The sequence below is a fragment of the Proteus alimentorum genome (assembly GCF_002607735.1).
Lineage (GTDB): Bacteria > Pseudomonadota > Gammaproteobacteria > Enterobacterales > Enterobacteriaceae > Proteus > Proteus alimentorum.
In genome coordinates this window covers 22,814-37,952 of record NZ_NBVR01000042.1, presented here as the reverse complement: position 1 = coordinate 37,952, position 15,139 = coordinate 22,814, and the positions used below count along the sequence as shown (strand labels likewise).

Genomic DNA, 15,139 nt, shown 5'->3' with positions numbered 1-15,139 from the left:
AATGTATACAAAAATCTTAGGTACTGGTAGTTACTTGCCTGTACAAGTGCGAACTAATGCCGATTTAGAAAAAATGGTTGAAACATCTGACGAGTGGATTGTTACCAGAACGGGTATTCATGAACGTCGAATTGCAACAGAAGAAGAAACTGTTGCCGTGATGGGGGCGGGTGCTGGCGAAAAAGCATTAGAAATGTCAGGTATTGATAAGCAAGATATTGGATTAATTATTGTTGCAACGACATCTGGCTCACATGCATTTCCAAGTGCAGCTTGCCAAATTCAAAATGCATTAGGTATCAATGACTGTATTGCTTTTGATGTTGCAGCTGCGTGTTCAGGTTTTGTTTATGCATTAAGTATTGCGGATCAATTTATTAAAGCAGGTTCTGTTAAAAATGCACTGGTTATTGGTGCTGACAGATTATCTCACGCTTTAGATCCAGAAGATCGTGGTACGATTATCCTCTTTGGTGATGCGGCAGGGGCTGCGGTTGTTGGCGCATCAGAAGAAGAAGGCATTATCTCTACCCATTTACATTCTGATGGACGTTTTGGTGATCTATTAGCATTACCTTATCAGAGTAGAGAGAACGACGATTTACCTGCTTACGTTACGATGGCAGGAAATGAAGTTTTTAAAGTCGCAGTTCGTGAGCTTGCCCACATTGTGGATGAGACTCTTGAAGCTAACAAAATTGATAAATCTGAACTGGACTGGCTTGTGCCTCATCAGGCAAATTTAAGAATTATTTCAGCGACAGCGAAAAAGCTGGATATGACAATGGATAAAGTAGTGGTGACATTAAATCGCCATGGCAATACGTCAGCAGCATCAGTCCCAACAGCATTAGATGAAGCTGTAAGAGATAATCGCATTCAGCGTGGCCAGTTAATTTTACTGGAAGCGTTTGGTGGCGGTTTTACTTGGGGTTCTGCACTTATCCGTTTTTAATATTATCAGGAAAATAAACATGACTGATTTTGCAATGGTTTTTCCCGGACAGGGATCACAAACTGTTGGAATGCTTGCAGAACTTGCAGAGCAATATCCAATCGTGACTGAAACATTTGCTCAAGCATCTGATGTATTGGGTTACTCTCTTTGGGACTTAGTTCAGAATGGCCCAGAAGAAGAGCTAAACAAAACATGGAAAACACAGCCAGCGTTATTAGCAGCTTCTGTTGCTATCTGGCGTGTATGGCAAGAAAAACAAGGCAAAATGCCACAAATGATGGCAGGTCACAGTCTTGGCGAGTATTCTGCTTTAGTGTGTGCTGGTGTTATTGATTTCGCTGCTGCGATTAAGCTAGTAGAATTACGTGGTCAACTGATGCAAGAAGCTGTGCCTGCGGGTACAGGTGCAATGTATGCGATTATCGGTTTAGATAATGACGCTATTGCAAAAGCCTGTGAAGAAGCAGCGCAAGGAGACGTTGTCTCACCTGTCAACTTTAACTCACCAGGGCAAGTTGTTATTGCGGGTAACAAAGAAGCCGTAGAACGTGCTGGTGTGTTATGTAAAGAAGCGGGCGCTAAACGTGCTTTACCTTTAGCGGTAAGCGTGCCTTCTCACTGTGCATTAATGAAACCTGCTGCTGATAAGCTAGCCGTTGCATTACAAGAAATTGAATTTAAACAACCTGAAGTTCAGGTGGTTAATAACGTTGATGTGATAGCGCAAACTGATGCAAATGCAATCCGTGATGCATTAGTTCGCCAGCTTTATAATCCGGTTCGCTGGACTGAAACGGTTGAATTTATTGCCGAAAAAGGCATCACACAACTATTAGAAATCGGACCAGGAAAAGTATTAACTGGCTTAACAAAACGTATTTCTAAAGAAATGAACGCTGCAGCAGTTAATGATATTGCATCATTAGATGCTGCATTAGGAAATGACTGAGGGATCTCATGGGATTTGACGGAAAAATAGCGCTAGTTACTGGTGCAAGCCGTGGTATTGGCCGTGCGATTGCAGAAGATTTAGTTGCACGCGGTGCGACAGTAATTGGTACAGCAACGAGTGAAAACGGTGCGCAAGCTATCAGCGAATATTTAGGCGGTAAGGGTAAGGGTTTTGTGTTAAATGTCACAGAAAACGACTCAATCGAAAAATTTTTAGCAGATGTGCGCGCTGAATTTGGCGAAATTGATATTTTGGTCAATAATGCAGGTATTACTCGTGATAACCTGTTGATGCGCATGAAAGATGATGAGTGGCAAGATATCATTGACACTAATCTTTCATCAGTCTTCCGTCTGTCTAAAGCAGTTATGCGTGCTATGATGAAAAAACGTTATGGTCGTATAATTACCATTGGTTCTGTTGTTGGAACCATGGGTAACGCAGGACAGGCAAACTACGCGGCGGCGAAAGCGGGTGTGATTGGTTTTAGTAAATCATTAGCACGCGAAGTTGCTTCCCGTGGCATTACGGTGAATGTTGTTGCTCCTGGTTTTATCGAAACTGATATGACTAGAGCATTAACAGACGACCAAAGAGCAGGTATTTTATCTCAAGTCCCTGCTAACCGTTTAGGTGATGCCAAAGAGATTGCCAGTGCTGTAGCTTTCTTAGCTTCTGATGAAGCAAGCTATATCACGGGTGAAACATTGCATGTCAATGGTGGCATGTACATGATCTAATTATGGGGACGTCTTTATATTTGCTTTTTGCGTACAATATAATGCAAAATATAGCAAATAAAGTAGTCCACACAGTCGGGATTGGTTAGATCTTTTCCTGTATTTATAAACTAAGAAAATCATCGCGCAAGCGAGTTTTGATAGGAAATTTAATAGTATGAGCACTATCGACGAACGCGTTAAGAAAATCATTGTTGAACAACTGGGTGTTAAAGAGGAAGAAGTTGTAAATTCAGCTTCATTTGTTGATGACTTAGGCGCTGATTCTCTTGACACAGTTGAGCTGGTAATGGCTCTGGAAGAAGAATTCGATATCGAAATCCCAGACGAAGAAGCAGAAAAAATTACTACAGTTCAAGCTGCTATTGATTACGTTGAAAACGCAGGCAAATAAGCTTGCTAATCTAGGCGGTCACTCGACCGCCTATATTTTTAATCCTAAACTTTTTCCCTCCTTGGAGGATAAGCGTGTCTAAGCGTCGTGTAGTTGTGACCGGACTAGGCATGTTATCTCCTGTCGGTAATAACGCAGAAGCTTCTTGGGAAGCAGTGTGTGCCGGACAGAGTGGTATCGGCCTTATCGAAGATTTTGACACCAGTCATCATGCGACTAAATTCGCTGGATTGGTAAAAGATTTCAATCACGAAGATTATAATCTTTCGCGTAAAGATGCGCGTAAGATGGATCTTTTCATTCAATATGGTATTGCAGCAGGTGTGCAGGCCATTGCGGATTCAGGTCTTGAAGTAACAGAAGCCAATGCAAGTCGTATCGGAGCTGCTATTGGTTCTGGTATTGGTGGCTTAGGCCTTATCGAAGAAAACCATACATCTATGATGAATGGTGGCCCTCGTAAAATTAGCCCATTCTTTGTACCTTCAACCATCATTAATATGGTTGCAGGGCATTTAAGCATTATGTATGGTCTTCGTGGCCCTACGATCTCTATCGCAACAGCGTGTACTTCAGGTGTTCATAATATTGGGCATGCTGCACGTATTATCGCTTATGGTGATGCAGATGCAATGCTGGCAGGCGGTGCCGAAAAAGCAACCACACCATTAGGTTTGGGTGGTTTTGGTGCTGTTCGTGCATTATCAACACGTAACGACAATCCTCAAGCGGCTAGCCGCCCATGGGATAAAGATCGTGATGGTTTTGTATTAGGTGATGGTGCGGGTGTTCTTGTTCTTGAAGAGTACGAACACGCTAAAAACCGTGGCGCTAAAATTTATGCTGAAGTAGTTGGTTTTGGTATGAGCAGCGATGCTTATCACATGACTTCACCAGCAGAAAATGGCGAAGGCGGTGCGCTGGCAATGACAAATGCACTGAAAGATGCGGGCATTGCCTCATCAGAAGTGGGTTATATCAATGCACACGGTACATCAACAAATGCAGGCGACGTTGCTGAAGCACAAGCGGTAGAAAACGTATTTGGCAAAGGTACAGATGTATTAGTTAGCTCAACAAAATCGATGACAGGCCACTTATTAGGTGCTGCAGGTGCAATTGAGTCTATCTTTACTATCCTTTCACTGCGTGATCAAATCGTACCTCCAACAATTAACCTAGATAATCAAGACGAAAATTGTCATCTTGATTTTGTTCCACATAAAGCACGTAAAGTTGAGAACATGGAATATGCTCTGTGTAACTCATTCGGCTTCGGTGGTACTAACGGTTCAATTCTCTTTAAACGCGTATAAGCCGTTTTTTGTAGAAAGTTGAAAAACACCTAAAGGCCCAGGATTATTCTGGGTCTTTTATTTTGTCCTTTTACTGCCAGTTGTTTTATCATGTGCAGATTGATATCAATAACATAGATGTAAGGTGTGTTAGATGTATTGGGTAAATGGACAACAGCAACAAAATGTAGATGCCAGTGATCGAGCGGTACAGTTTGGGGATGGCTGTTTCACAACACTTGCTGTTGAGCAGGGTGATCCCATTTTATTATCTGCACACATAAATCGCTTAAAACAAGGCTGTAACTCGCTCTTTTTACCTCATCCTAATTGGCTTGAACTTGAAAAGCAGATCATAGATATCGCTTCTCTGGCTCAAACAAAAAGTGTTATTAAAATTATTATTAGTCGTGGTGATGGTGGACGAGGATATTCCTCTAATGGATTTATAACGCCGACGGTAATCATGTCACTGTCATCTTATCCTACCCTCTATCTCCACCAGCAAAGTGAAGGTGTATCGCTTGGCATAAGTCCCGTTATCTTAGGGCAAAATCCTTTGTTGGCTGGGATCAAACATCTCAATCGTCTAGAACAAGTTCTTATCAAATATCATTTAGAAAAAACAGAATTTGATGATGTTTTAGTGTGTGATAATGAAGGATATTTAGTTGAAGCTAATGCAGCGAATCTTTTTTGGCGCAAAGGAAATAGGCTTTTTACACCAAATCTGACTAATTCAGGGGTAAATGGCATTATGCGTCAATCTATTTTTCAATTAGCTCAAAAAAATCATTGGGAAATTGATATTGTGAGAGAAAAACCTGAAACACTTTATCAGGCTGATGAAATATGGTTAACAAATGCGTTGATGCCAGTGATCCCCGTTTCACAAATTACTTTTTCAGATGATAAGTGCTATCAATATCCTAGTAGGGATTATTATCATGTTGTTTTACAACACAGTTTGTCACTTAAATAGAATTTAATGAGTTATAAATGAAGATAAAAAAAATAGTATGGATAGTTTTTTTTGCCTTATTGATTAGTCTTGGTGCCATTGCATTGTATATGATGCAACATATCCGAGGCCTAGAAGAAAATATTGTTGTAAAACAAGATGAAATGCTACTGACAGTGCCAGCAGGAACAGGGCGTGTTGCCATGGAGCAACTATTAATAAAAAATAATCTGCTTAACGAAGGGGATTATTTTCAGGTTTTATTAAAAGTCAAACCAGAACTAAGCCAATTTAAAGCCGGTACTTATCGTTTAACTAGAGGAATGACATTGCATGATGTCTTACTGCTTATTAAAAGTGGTAAAGAGGCGCAGTTTTCTATCCGTTTTATTGAAGGAAGCCGTTTAAAGGATTGGCAATCTATTTTTGAACAAGCGCCTCAACTTACTGCTGTCGCACACACGATGGATAGCGATAAGTTACGTCAAGAAATAGGGATAAAACCAGAGATCACTAATCTAGAAGGCTGGTTTGCACCAGATACATACCATTACACTGCGGGCACAACCGATGTTGCAATTTTAAAACGTGCCTATCAACAAATGGAAAAGACACTAGAAGAAGAATGGATCAAACGTGACCGTGATTTGCCCTATAAATCGGCTTATGAAATGCTTATCATGGCCTCTATTATTGAAAAAGAGACAGGTATTGATGCCGAAAGAACCAAGGTTGCGTCTGTTTTTGTTAATCGATTAAAAACTAATATGCGATTGCAGACTGATCCCACTGTAATTTATGGCTTAGGCGATAAATATAGAGGTACGATTTATCGTAGTGATTTAAATGGCTATACACCTTATAACACGTATCAAATTGATGGCTTGCCACCAACACCAATCGCAATGCCGGGTGTTGCTTCAATTAGAGCGGCTGCACATCCAGCGGATACACGTTATCTCTATTTTGTTGCAGATGGTACGGGTGGTCATAAGTTTTCAACCACACTTAATGAACATAATAAAGCCGTCGCACAATATCGACGCTTACAACAAAGATAATTATGAACAACAGCAAATTTATTGTTATTGAAGGATTAGAGGGTGCTGGAAAAACCAGTGCAATTCAGACGGTTGTTGATACATTAAAAGAAAAGGGTATCACAAATCTTGCCTTTACTCGTGAACCAGGCGGTACACCTCTTGCTGAAAAATTACGTGAACTAATCAAACTCGGTATTGAGGGTGAGAAAGTCACGGATAAAGCAGAATTGTTGATGCTATATGCAGCGCGTGTTCAGCTTATCGAAAACGTGATAAAACCTGCGCTTGCGGAAGGTAAATGGGTTATTGGGGATAGGCACGATCTCTCTTCACAAGCTTATCAAGGCGGAGGCCGCGGTTTAGATAAAGATCTTATGTTGTCACTTCGTAATACTGTTCTTGGTGAATTTCGTCCGGATTTAACCTTATATCTTGATTTAGATCCGGCTATTGGTCTTGCTAGAGCACGAGCTAGAGGTGAGTTAGACCGGATTGAAAAAGAATCAATGGATTTCTTTTATCGCACCCGTGAACGTTATCAAGCATTGGCTAAAGATGATGACGCAATTATCACGATAGATGCATCTCAAACGATTGAAAAAGTACAAGCAGATATCCGTCAAACATTAACAGCGTGGCTAGTTCAGCAGGAAAATAAATCATTATGAATTGGTATCCTTGGCTAAATCAGGCATATCGACAACTTATTAGCATGTATCAAGAAGGGCGTGGTCATCATGCTTTGCTTCTACATGCAATAGAAGGCATGGGAGGAGAAGCACTCTCTTATGGGTTAAGTCGTTGGTTAATGTGCCAGAATAAACAGGGATTAAAAAGTTGTAATGAATGCCATAGCTGTCGTTTGATGCTTGCTGAAACACACCCTGATTGGCATGTTTTGCAGAGTGAAAAGGGTAAGTCCTCGATTGGCATTGAAGCCGTAAGAAAAGTCACTGAAAAGCTGGAGCATCATGCTCAGCAAAGTGGCTTTAGAGTTGTTTGGATCAAAGATGTTGAAGCGTTAACAGAAGCGGCAGCAAATGCATTGCTCAAAACGTTAGAAGAACCGCCTAAAAACACCTATTTTTTACTGAATTGTCAGCAACCAGAGGTTTTATTAGCGACATTGCGTAGTCGTTGTTTTTATTATCATTTAGCACCACCAGATCTCCAACACGCAACGCACTGGTTACAGCAACAATTACCCAACATACCTTATGCAAATAGTGTAACGGCATTAAATTTATCTCAGAACGCCCCAGTTTTAGCGCTTTCATTATTGAAAGATGAGTGGAAAGAACGAGAGACTTTTTGCCAAGCTTTATATACAAGCATACAACAACGTGATTTATATGCATTTTTGCCACAATTAAATCAAGATAATGCCGAACGTCGCTTGTATTGGTTATTATCACTGCTGCTTGATGCATTAAAATACCAAACTAATGCACAAGTGTATTGTGTGAATCAAGATCAGCAAGCATTGATTATGGCGCTATCACAATGGCCTTCGGATATTTTATTATCCACTATTGATGGATGGAAACAGTGTCGTTATCAGTTAATGAGCATTCCAGCATTAAATAAAGAATTATTGCTAGTAGAACAGCTACTAGATTGGGAAAATCAGCTAGCCACAAAAAATTAATTATCTATATATTAATTATTGATTTAGCTGTAATAAAAAACACCTATACTCTAAATCATTCGAATTGCAGGTAGGCGGCAAGCAAAGATATCCCGATGAGTATACTCATGTATGTGATTCGGGTAGCTGAGCGTAGCCAACCCCCCTATAACTTGAAGGATGACGAGTATATAAGTCGTACCAGATAAATGAGAGTAAGTTATGTTTTTAGTTGATTCACACTGCCATCTCGACTGCTTAGATTATGAAAAACTACATGAAAATATTGATGATGTTGTCGAAAAAGCACAGCAGCGTGATGTTCAATATATGTTAGCCGTGGCAACCACATTACCGGGTTTTAAGAGTATGCGTGAGCTAATCGGTAAACGTGACAATATCGCCTTTTCTTGTGGGATCCATCCTTTAAATTTAGATGAAGGTTATGATGTTGAAGAGTTAGCACGTTTAGCTGCCGCACCTGATGTTGTGGCTTTAGGTGAAACAGGGCTAGATTACTATTACCAACAAGAAAATGCGGCTCTGCAACGTGAAATTTTCCGTGAGCATATTCGTATTGGACGCCAAGTTAATAAGCCAGTTATTGTACATACACGCAGTGCTCGTGAAGATACGCTATCCATTTTAAAAGAAGAGAAAGTTCAAGATTGTGGCGGTGTTTTGCATTGCTTTACTGAAGATAAAGAGACTGCAACAGCATTACTTGATATGGGAATGTATATCTCTTTTTCCGGTATCGTGACATTTAGAAATGCGGAACAAATTAGAGAGGCTGCGCGTATCGTTCCTCTTGATAGAATTTTAATTGAAACAGACTCCCCTTATTTAGCACCAGTTCCTCATCGCGGAAAAGAAAATCAACCGGCTTATGTCCGTGATGTTGCAGAGTATATGGCTGTCTTAAAAGGGGTGAGCGTTGAAGAGTTAGCGCAACAAACAACACGCAATTTTGCTAAGCTCTTTCATATTCAAAACTTACCTGCTTAATAGAATTAATCAGGAATTAAAATAAATAATAAGGTGATGGAAATGGCAGAAGAAACAATTTTCAGTAAAATTATTCGTGGTGAAATTCCAGCCAATATCGTTTTTCAAGATGAGACAGTGACGGCATTTCGTGATATTTCACCCCAAGCTCCCACTCATATTCTCATTATTCCTAATAAACTGATCCCTACTGTAAATGATGTTACTGCGGAAGATGAGCAAGTATTAGGACACCTTTTTGTTGTTGCAGCAAAAATTGCACAACAAGAAGGTATTGCTGAAGACGGTTATCGCTTAGTGATGAACTGTAATAAACATGGTGGACAAGAAGTTTTCCATATTCATATGCATTTGCTTGGCGGAAAACCATTAGGGCCATTATTAAGCCAGTAATGGATGTGATGCTAACAGCAGGATAACAGGAACTCATACATGATAAGACAAGGTAAGGCCGTTTACTCATTACTTATCGCTGTGTTTATGTCGACGTTGCTCTCAGGATGTTTATCATCTCATTCAGATAATAAACTCTATTTCAATCGTCAGCAGGCTATTATTATGGAGCCTTCGGTATTAGTTGTAGGCGTTGTTGCTGGTCAGCCAACTATTGAACACCATGCTAATGGCACAAAAGCGACAGTCATGTTATCAAATACACAAACTTACCCTGTCTCTATTCGCTATCGTTTTTATTGGTATAACGAACAAGGACTTGAAGTTTCTCCTGCTGGGAATGTAAATGATGTGACTATTCTTGGTGATGGTGATATCGAAATTAGTGGTGATATACCAAATAAAACCATTAGTTATGTCAGAGTTTATCTCTTTACTTAGGATAAGGTAACACGAGCATGAAAAGAGTTCTATTTGTGGCGATGTCTGTGTTTTTATTAGCAGGTTGTCCATCAATGTTGCCACAACAACCACCGGTACCTGTTGAACCTATTGAGCCAGTTACGCCTACAGAGCCAGTAGAGCTGCCTAAACCTATAGAGCCACCGATTGAAGTTGTGCCAACGCCACCTAAAATCACGAGTATTAATTGGAATGCAGCCGTCACGCCTTTAATTAGAGAAATGGCGGTTACGGGTGATTTAGACGTGGGTAAGCTTATCGTCGTCGATAATGTTAAAAATAATTCAGGCGGGAATATTCAAGCGGTAAATGCAACCAATACTATTATTGAATCAGTTAATAGTATTAGTGCATTGCAAACCGTGCCTTATACGCAAATGATGTCAGCACGAAAAGCCCTCGGTTTATCTGGTGAAGATAGCCTCGGCCTTCGTAGCGCAGCGATTGGTTTAGCCCGTTATTTGAAAGCTGATTATATTTTATTCTCAACCGTTGATGGTAAAAAAGATAATCGTGTGATCAGTATGCAGTTAATGTCGGTTTCTTCTGGTGAAATTCTTTGGAATGGACGCCATAAGGTTGAGTGATCCGCATTACTCCAGTTTGCTTAATGCCTTGCAAGCGCTTTTTCCGGCAACGGCATTAAGCAAATGGAAAATCACTGCATTAGAAGGTACTGGCGGGGGTGCTTTTCGCGTGCAATGTGCAGATACTGATTGGGTTGCTCGCTATTATGGCGATGAAAAAAAAGCGCTTTATGTCCATGGAAGAAAAGAATACGCCATTTTAAAACGGCTATCAGGCTCTGATTTATCACCTAACGTTGCCACACGTTATAAAGAGTGGTTTTTTCTTTATTGGCAACAGGGCGAACATCTTACTCACCAATCACTTTTCAGTACTTATTTAAAACCGTTGGCTGAAAAAGTAGCCATACTTCATCAACACACTCCGCTAGGTTTTCCTCTCAACTTACATCATGAATTATTAATTTATTGGCAGGGTATTGATAGAAAACGTTTATCTGCTAAATGGTTACGCTTACAACAATATTTTTTACGCCAACCGCGATGCAATCTCATAAAATACGCGCCTGCTCACATGGATTTGCATGTTGATAATATTCTTCTTAGTGATTCCGGTATAAAATTTATTGATTGGGAATATGCCGCTGATATTGATACCGCGGATTCGTTGATGACGTTCTTTGCAACAAATCGACTCAATGAAGCGCAACAAAATGCATTTTTAGATTATTATTATTCGTATCACTGTCATTATGCTCAACCCAAAGAGACGGATGTTTATTCTGTGAGGGAGTTGAGAGAGCGCATTTTTTCAAGAGAGCCATTCATTTTTTATATGATGCTAATGTGGTATGAAGTCCGTTGGCAACAGACAAAAGATGGATCATTTTTAATAATGTCTGAACCTTTACGTCGCTATTTCAGTCTGACAACGTAAAGACATTATTTTGTCACAATTACAAAGAGAGGAATGTTATGGGTCCAGTAATGCTTGATGTTGAAGGATATGAACTCGATAGTGAAGAGCGCGAAATTTTAAAGCATCCTCTTGTCGGTGGATTAATCCTTTTTACCCGCAACTTCCACGATGCTGAACAATTAAATGAATTAGTTCGCCAAATTCGTGATGCATCTCATGAGCGCCTTGTGATTGCAGTAGACCAAGAAGGGGGACGAGTACAACGCTTCCGTGATGGTTTTACACGCATACCCGCAGCTCAATCTTATGCGGCATTAAATGAAGGTTATCAAGCGAGCCATTTAGCACAAGAAGCCGGATGGTTAATGGCATCAGAAATGATTGCTATGGATATTGATATCAGTTTTGCACCTGTACTCGACTTAGGTCATAACTGCATTGCCATTGGTGAGCGTTCTTTCCATGATTCGCCTGAAATTGCGATGACAATGGCAGAGAGCTTTATTAAAGGTATGCGCTCTGCGGGCATGAAATCAACAGGCAAACACTTCCCGGGACATGGTGCTGTAAGGGCTGATTCTCACAAAGAAACACCTCGTGATGATCGCTCTTTAAATGATATTCGCCAACGTGATATGTCTATTTTTAAAGATTTTATTCAACGCCAGTTATTAGATGCCATTATGCCGGCTCATGTTATTTATTCTCAGGTTGATGAGCGCCCTGCAAGTGGCTCGCCGTACTGGCTAAAATCCATTTTACGTGAACAGTTGGGCTTCCAAGGCGTTATCTTCTCTGATGATTTATCAATGGAAGGCGCTGCGATTATGGGAAGTTATGCAGAAAGAGCACAACGTTCACTTGATGCTGGTTGTGATATGCTTTTAGTGTGTAATAACCGAAAAGGGGCGGTGAGTGTGTTGGATAACCTGTCCTCTGTCAAAGCAGAACGCATTTCCACATTGTACCATCACCGAGGTCGTTACACATTGAGTGAGCTACAAACCTCTGATCGTTGGAAAAAAGCGAATCAGTTGCTGACCCAATTACAGGAGCAATGGCAGGAGCGAGCATGATTATATATTTACATGGTTTTGATTCCACAAGTCCTGGAAATCATGAGAAAGTTTTACAGCTACAGTTTATTGACCCTGATGTCCGTTTTTTAAGCTACAGTACGTTGCATCCTCGTCATGACATGCAACACTTACTGAAAGAAACGGATAAAGTGATTAAATCCACAAAAGAGCCCGTATTAATTTGCGGCGTAGGATTAGGTGGATATTGGGCAGAGCGTATTGGTTTTTTATGTAATATTCGTCAGGTAATGATTAATCCTAATCTTTTTCCTTACGAAAACATGACAGACAAAATCGACAGACCTGAAGAATATTTAGATATTGCAACGAAATGCATTAAAAATTTCCGTTCTAAAAACAAAGATAACGCTTTAGTGATTTTATCCCGTAATGATGAAATTTTAGATAATCAGCGTTCTGCTGATGAATTATCGCCTTATTACTCTGTCATTTGGGATGAAGTGCAAACGCATAAATTTAAGAGCCTCTCTGAGCACCTATTTAAAATTAAAGCGTTTAATAGCAAAGAGTAAGACTAAAGTCATCTGTTTAAAATGGATGGTGCTTGTTCCATCCATTTTTTTATCTAACACAGTTAAAATACTTATACTGTCCTCTTTATCTCTCTTTTTCCAAAATTTTTTTGATCCCTTATTTTTACCATCTTAATTATCACGACTGATTTTAACGGATCTTCTTTCTGTTTTTTCTAGTTTATTGTATTAATTGATAAAAAAGATTATCCATATGTTTTTAATGGTGATTTATTCATCACTAAAAGACAAAAAACAACTATTTTCTTCAAAAAATAGATATGAATATTCAAATATTTTTGATATAAATCAATCTTTGGTATGACCATCTTTCCAATTAACTTGCTTAAGAACAAAAACAACAGCCGAAACGATTTAACTGTCGTTATTTAAGTAGATTTCACTAAGGCTATTTAAATAACAACAGTAAATATCTTTATGGAGTGACGTTAAATGTCATTAAAAAAAATTGTTATTGTCGGTGGTGGCGCTGGTGGCTTAGAACTTGCGACCAAATTAGGCAATAAATTAGGACGCAGCAAAAAAGCAGAAATCACTTTAGTGGATCGCAACAACAGTCATCTATGGAAACCTCTTTTACATGAAGTGGCAACGGGCTCTTTAGATGATGGTGTTGATGCTTTAAGCTATCTAGCACACGGCTATAACCATCATTTCAATTTCCAATTAGGCTCATTAACAGGGCTTGATCGTGAGCAAAAAAATATCACACTGGCTGCTATTTATGATGAAGATCAAGCGCTACTCGTACCTGAACGCACATTAGATTACGATATTTTAGTGATGGCATTGGGCAGTAAATCAAACGATTTTGGCACTCCAGGTATTAAAGAGAACTGTATTTTCTTGGACAGTCCTCAACAAGCACATCGTTTTCATAACGAAATGTTGAATTTATTTTTAAAATACTCCGCAGATACCAATGCACAAGAAGAAAATCGTAAGGTAAATATTGCGATTGTGGGTGGTGGTGCAACGGGGGTTGAGCTTTCAGCTGAACTGCATAATGCGGTACGCCAGCTTAATAGCTATGGATTAAAAAAATTAGCACCTTCAGCATTAAATATTACTTTGGTTGAAGCTGGAGAACGCATATTACCTGCATTACCAGTGCGTATTTCTAGTGCTGCGCATCAAGAATTAACAAAATTAGGTGTGCGAGTGATGACCAAAACCATGGTCACAAGCGCAGATGAAGGTGGATTAAACACCAAAGAGGGTGAGCATATCAATGCTGACTTAATGGTGTGGGCGGCTGGTATTAAAGCGCCTGATTTTATGAAAGAGATTGCGGGTCTAGAAACTAACCGTATTAATCAGTTGGTTGTTAAACCTACCTTACAAACAACCTTAGATGAGTCTATCTTTGCGATTGGTGACTGTTCTTCTTGTCCAAGAAAAGAGGGCGGCTTTGTTCCTCCAAGAGCACAATCCGCACATCAAATGGCAAGTCGTTGTTACGGCAATATTTTAGCAATGTTAAAAGACAAACCGCTAAAAGATTATGTGTTTACCGATCATGGCTCATTAGTTTCACTCTCTAAATTTAGTACTGTCGGGAGTTTGATGGGTAATTTGATGAAAGGGGATATGATGATCGAAGGGCGCATAGCGCGGATTGTATATATCTCTTTATATCGAATGCATCAAATCGCTTTGCATGGTTATATCAAAACGGGACTTATGATGTTAGTCGGATCAATCAACAGAGTGATTAGACCTAAACTAAAACTTCATTAATTTATCTTTTGCTTTTCAGGTAAGATAGAAGTTATCTTTTTAAACCCTCATATTATATGAGGGTTTTTTATCTATTTTTTCTTTCAAATTAAATAATTAAATGAGAATATCTAAATAAGATAAATAATCTCAGCATAAAGCACTAGATGATTTATCTGTCCATATCGAAAATAACCAATAACTCTAAAGCTCAATAGAACAATGATAAATATAATTTTATCATTAAGGTCAAACTTGTAATATTAAAGATAGCGTTTATTTTATTTATTACGCTAAATTATTTAAGACTTTTCTTAAATAAAAAATGATGTTTAATTCATTAATTCATCAAATAAAATGTTATGGTATTTCGTAGCTTTATATTAGAAAGCTAATAAGTGAAAATTATTAAAGATATGCTTAACGTGTTATTTTTACTCATGTTTAAGTGGGTAAAATAATTTTATAAATCTTAAAAGTAAATTTTATAATATGAGTTAAATATGAA

At 39.1% G+C, this 15,139-nt stretch carries 17 protein-coding genes; all 17 read left to right on the top strand.

Annotation, left to right across the window (positions count from 1 at the left end; all coding sequences use genetic code 11):
• Position 1 precedes the first annotated feature (1 nt).
• The 17 genes from B6258_RS16530 (at position 2) to B6258_RS16450 (ending at position 14,652) form a co-directional block, all read left to right on the top strand.
• A complete protein-coding gene (locus tag B6258_RS16530) occupies positions 2–955 on the top strand; it encodes a beta-ketoacyl-ACP synthase III (protein WP_099076189.1) in 954 nt (317 codons plus the stop codon).
• 19 nt (positions 956–974) lie between these two features.
• A complete protein-coding gene (gene fabD / locus B6258_RS16525; RefSeq protein WP_099076188.1) occupies positions 975–1,907 on the top strand; it encodes an ACP S-malonyltransferase in 933 nt (310 codons plus the stop codon).
• An 8-nt stretch (positions 1,908–1,915) separates the two neighbouring features.
• Positions 1,916–2,650, top strand: coding sequence for a 3-oxoacyl-ACP reductase FabG (gene fabG / locus B6258_RS16520; protein ID WP_099076187.1), 735 nt, complete (start codon positions 1,916–1,918; stop codon positions 2,648–2,650).
• 157 nt (positions 2,651–2,807) lie between these two features.
• Complete coding sequence (gene acpP, locus B6258_RS16515) at positions 2,808–3,044, top strand: acyl carrier protein (RefSeq protein ID WP_004247087.1); 237 nt, start codon at positions 2,808–2,810, stop codon at positions 3,042–3,044.
• Positions 3,045–3,118: 74 nt separating this feature from the next.
• Complete coding sequence (gene fabF / locus B6258_RS16510) at positions 3,119–4,360, top strand: beta-ketoacyl-ACP synthase II (RefSeq protein ID WP_099076186.1); 1,242 nt, start codon at positions 3,119–3,121, stop codon at positions 4,358–4,360.
• Between the two features lie 133 nt (positions 4,361–4,493).
• Positions 4,494–5,321 carry an aminodeoxychorismate lyase gene (gene pabC / locus B6258_RS16505; protein WP_099076185.1) on the top strand — a complete coding sequence of 276 codons (828 nt, stop codon included), beginning with the start codon at positions 4,494–4,496 and terminating at the stop codon, positions 5,319–5,321.
• 17 nt (positions 5,322–5,338) lie between these two features.
• Positions 5,339–6,361 carry an endolytic transglycosylase MltG gene (mltG, locus tag B6258_RS16500; protein ID WP_099076184.1) on the top strand — a complete coding sequence of 341 codons (1,023 nt, stop codon included), beginning with the start codon at positions 5,339–5,341 and terminating at the stop codon, positions 6,359–6,361.
• A 2-nt stretch (positions 6,362–6,363) separates the two neighbouring features.
• Positions 6,364–7,011 (top strand): dTMP kinase, encoded by a 648-nt coding sequence (tmk, locus tag B6258_RS16495; protein ID WP_099076183.1) that lies wholly within the window; start codon positions 6,364–6,366, stop codon positions 7,009–7,011.
• Entirely contained in the window at positions 7,008–7,991 is a 984-nt protein-coding gene (holB, locus tag B6258_RS16490; RefSeq protein WP_099076182.1) for a DNA polymerase III subunit delta', read from the top strand. The genes tmk and holB overlap by 4 nt, the downstream gene beginning before the upstream one ends.
• Before the next feature lie 201 nt (positions 7,992–8,192).
• Positions 8,193–8,978: a metal-dependent hydrolase gene (locus B6258_RS16485; RefSeq protein ID WP_099076181.1), complete on the top strand. Its 786-nt coding sequence runs from the start codon at positions 8,193–8,195 to the stop codon at positions 8,976–8,978.
• Positions 8,979–9,020: 42 nt separating this feature from the next.
• On the top strand, positions 9,021–9,371 hold the full coding sequence (hinT, locus tag B6258_RS16480) for a purine nucleoside phosphoramidase (RefSeq protein ID WP_099076180.1): 351 nt from the start codon (positions 9,021–9,023) through the stop codon (positions 9,369–9,371).
• Positions 9,372–9,410: 39 nt separating this feature from the next.
• Entirely contained in the window at positions 9,411–9,812 is a 402-nt protein-coding gene (locus B6258_RS16475; RefSeq protein ID WP_099076179.1) for a YcfL family putative periplasmic lipoprotein, read from the top strand.
• Between the two features lie 17 nt (positions 9,813–9,829).
• Positions 9,830–10,420: a penicillin-binding protein activator LpoB gene (locus B6258_RS16470; RefSeq protein ID WP_099076178.1), complete on the top strand. Its 591-nt coding sequence runs from the start codon at positions 9,830–9,832 to the stop codon at positions 10,418–10,420.
• Positions 10,398–11,297 carry a phosphotransferase gene (locus B6258_RS16465; RefSeq protein ID WP_099076177.1) on the top strand — a complete coding sequence of 300 codons (900 nt, stop codon included), beginning with the start codon at positions 10,398–10,400 and terminating at the stop codon, positions 11,295–11,297. Before B6258_RS16470 ends, B6258_RS16465 begins: the two co-directional genes overlap by 23 nt.
• Positions 11,298–11,335: 38 nt before the next feature.
• On the top strand, positions 11,336–12,355 hold the full coding sequence (gene nagZ, locus B6258_RS16460) for a beta-N-acetylhexosaminidase (protein WP_099076176.1): 1,020 nt from the start codon (positions 11,336–11,338) through the stop codon (positions 12,353–12,355).
• On the top strand, positions 12,352–12,891 hold the full coding sequence (ycfP, locus tag B6258_RS16455) for an alpha/beta hydrolase YcfP (RefSeq protein WP_099076175.1): 540 nt from the start codon (positions 12,352–12,354) through the stop codon (positions 12,889–12,891). The genes nagZ and ycfP overlap by 4 nt, the downstream gene beginning before the upstream one ends.
• A 453-nt stretch (positions 12,892–13,344) precedes the next feature.
• Positions 13,345–14,652, top strand: coding sequence for an NAD(P)/FAD-dependent oxidoreductase (locus B6258_RS16450; RefSeq protein WP_099076174.1), 1,308 nt, complete (start codon positions 13,345–13,347; stop codon positions 14,650–14,652).
• Positions 14,653–15,139: the final 487 nt, after the last annotated feature.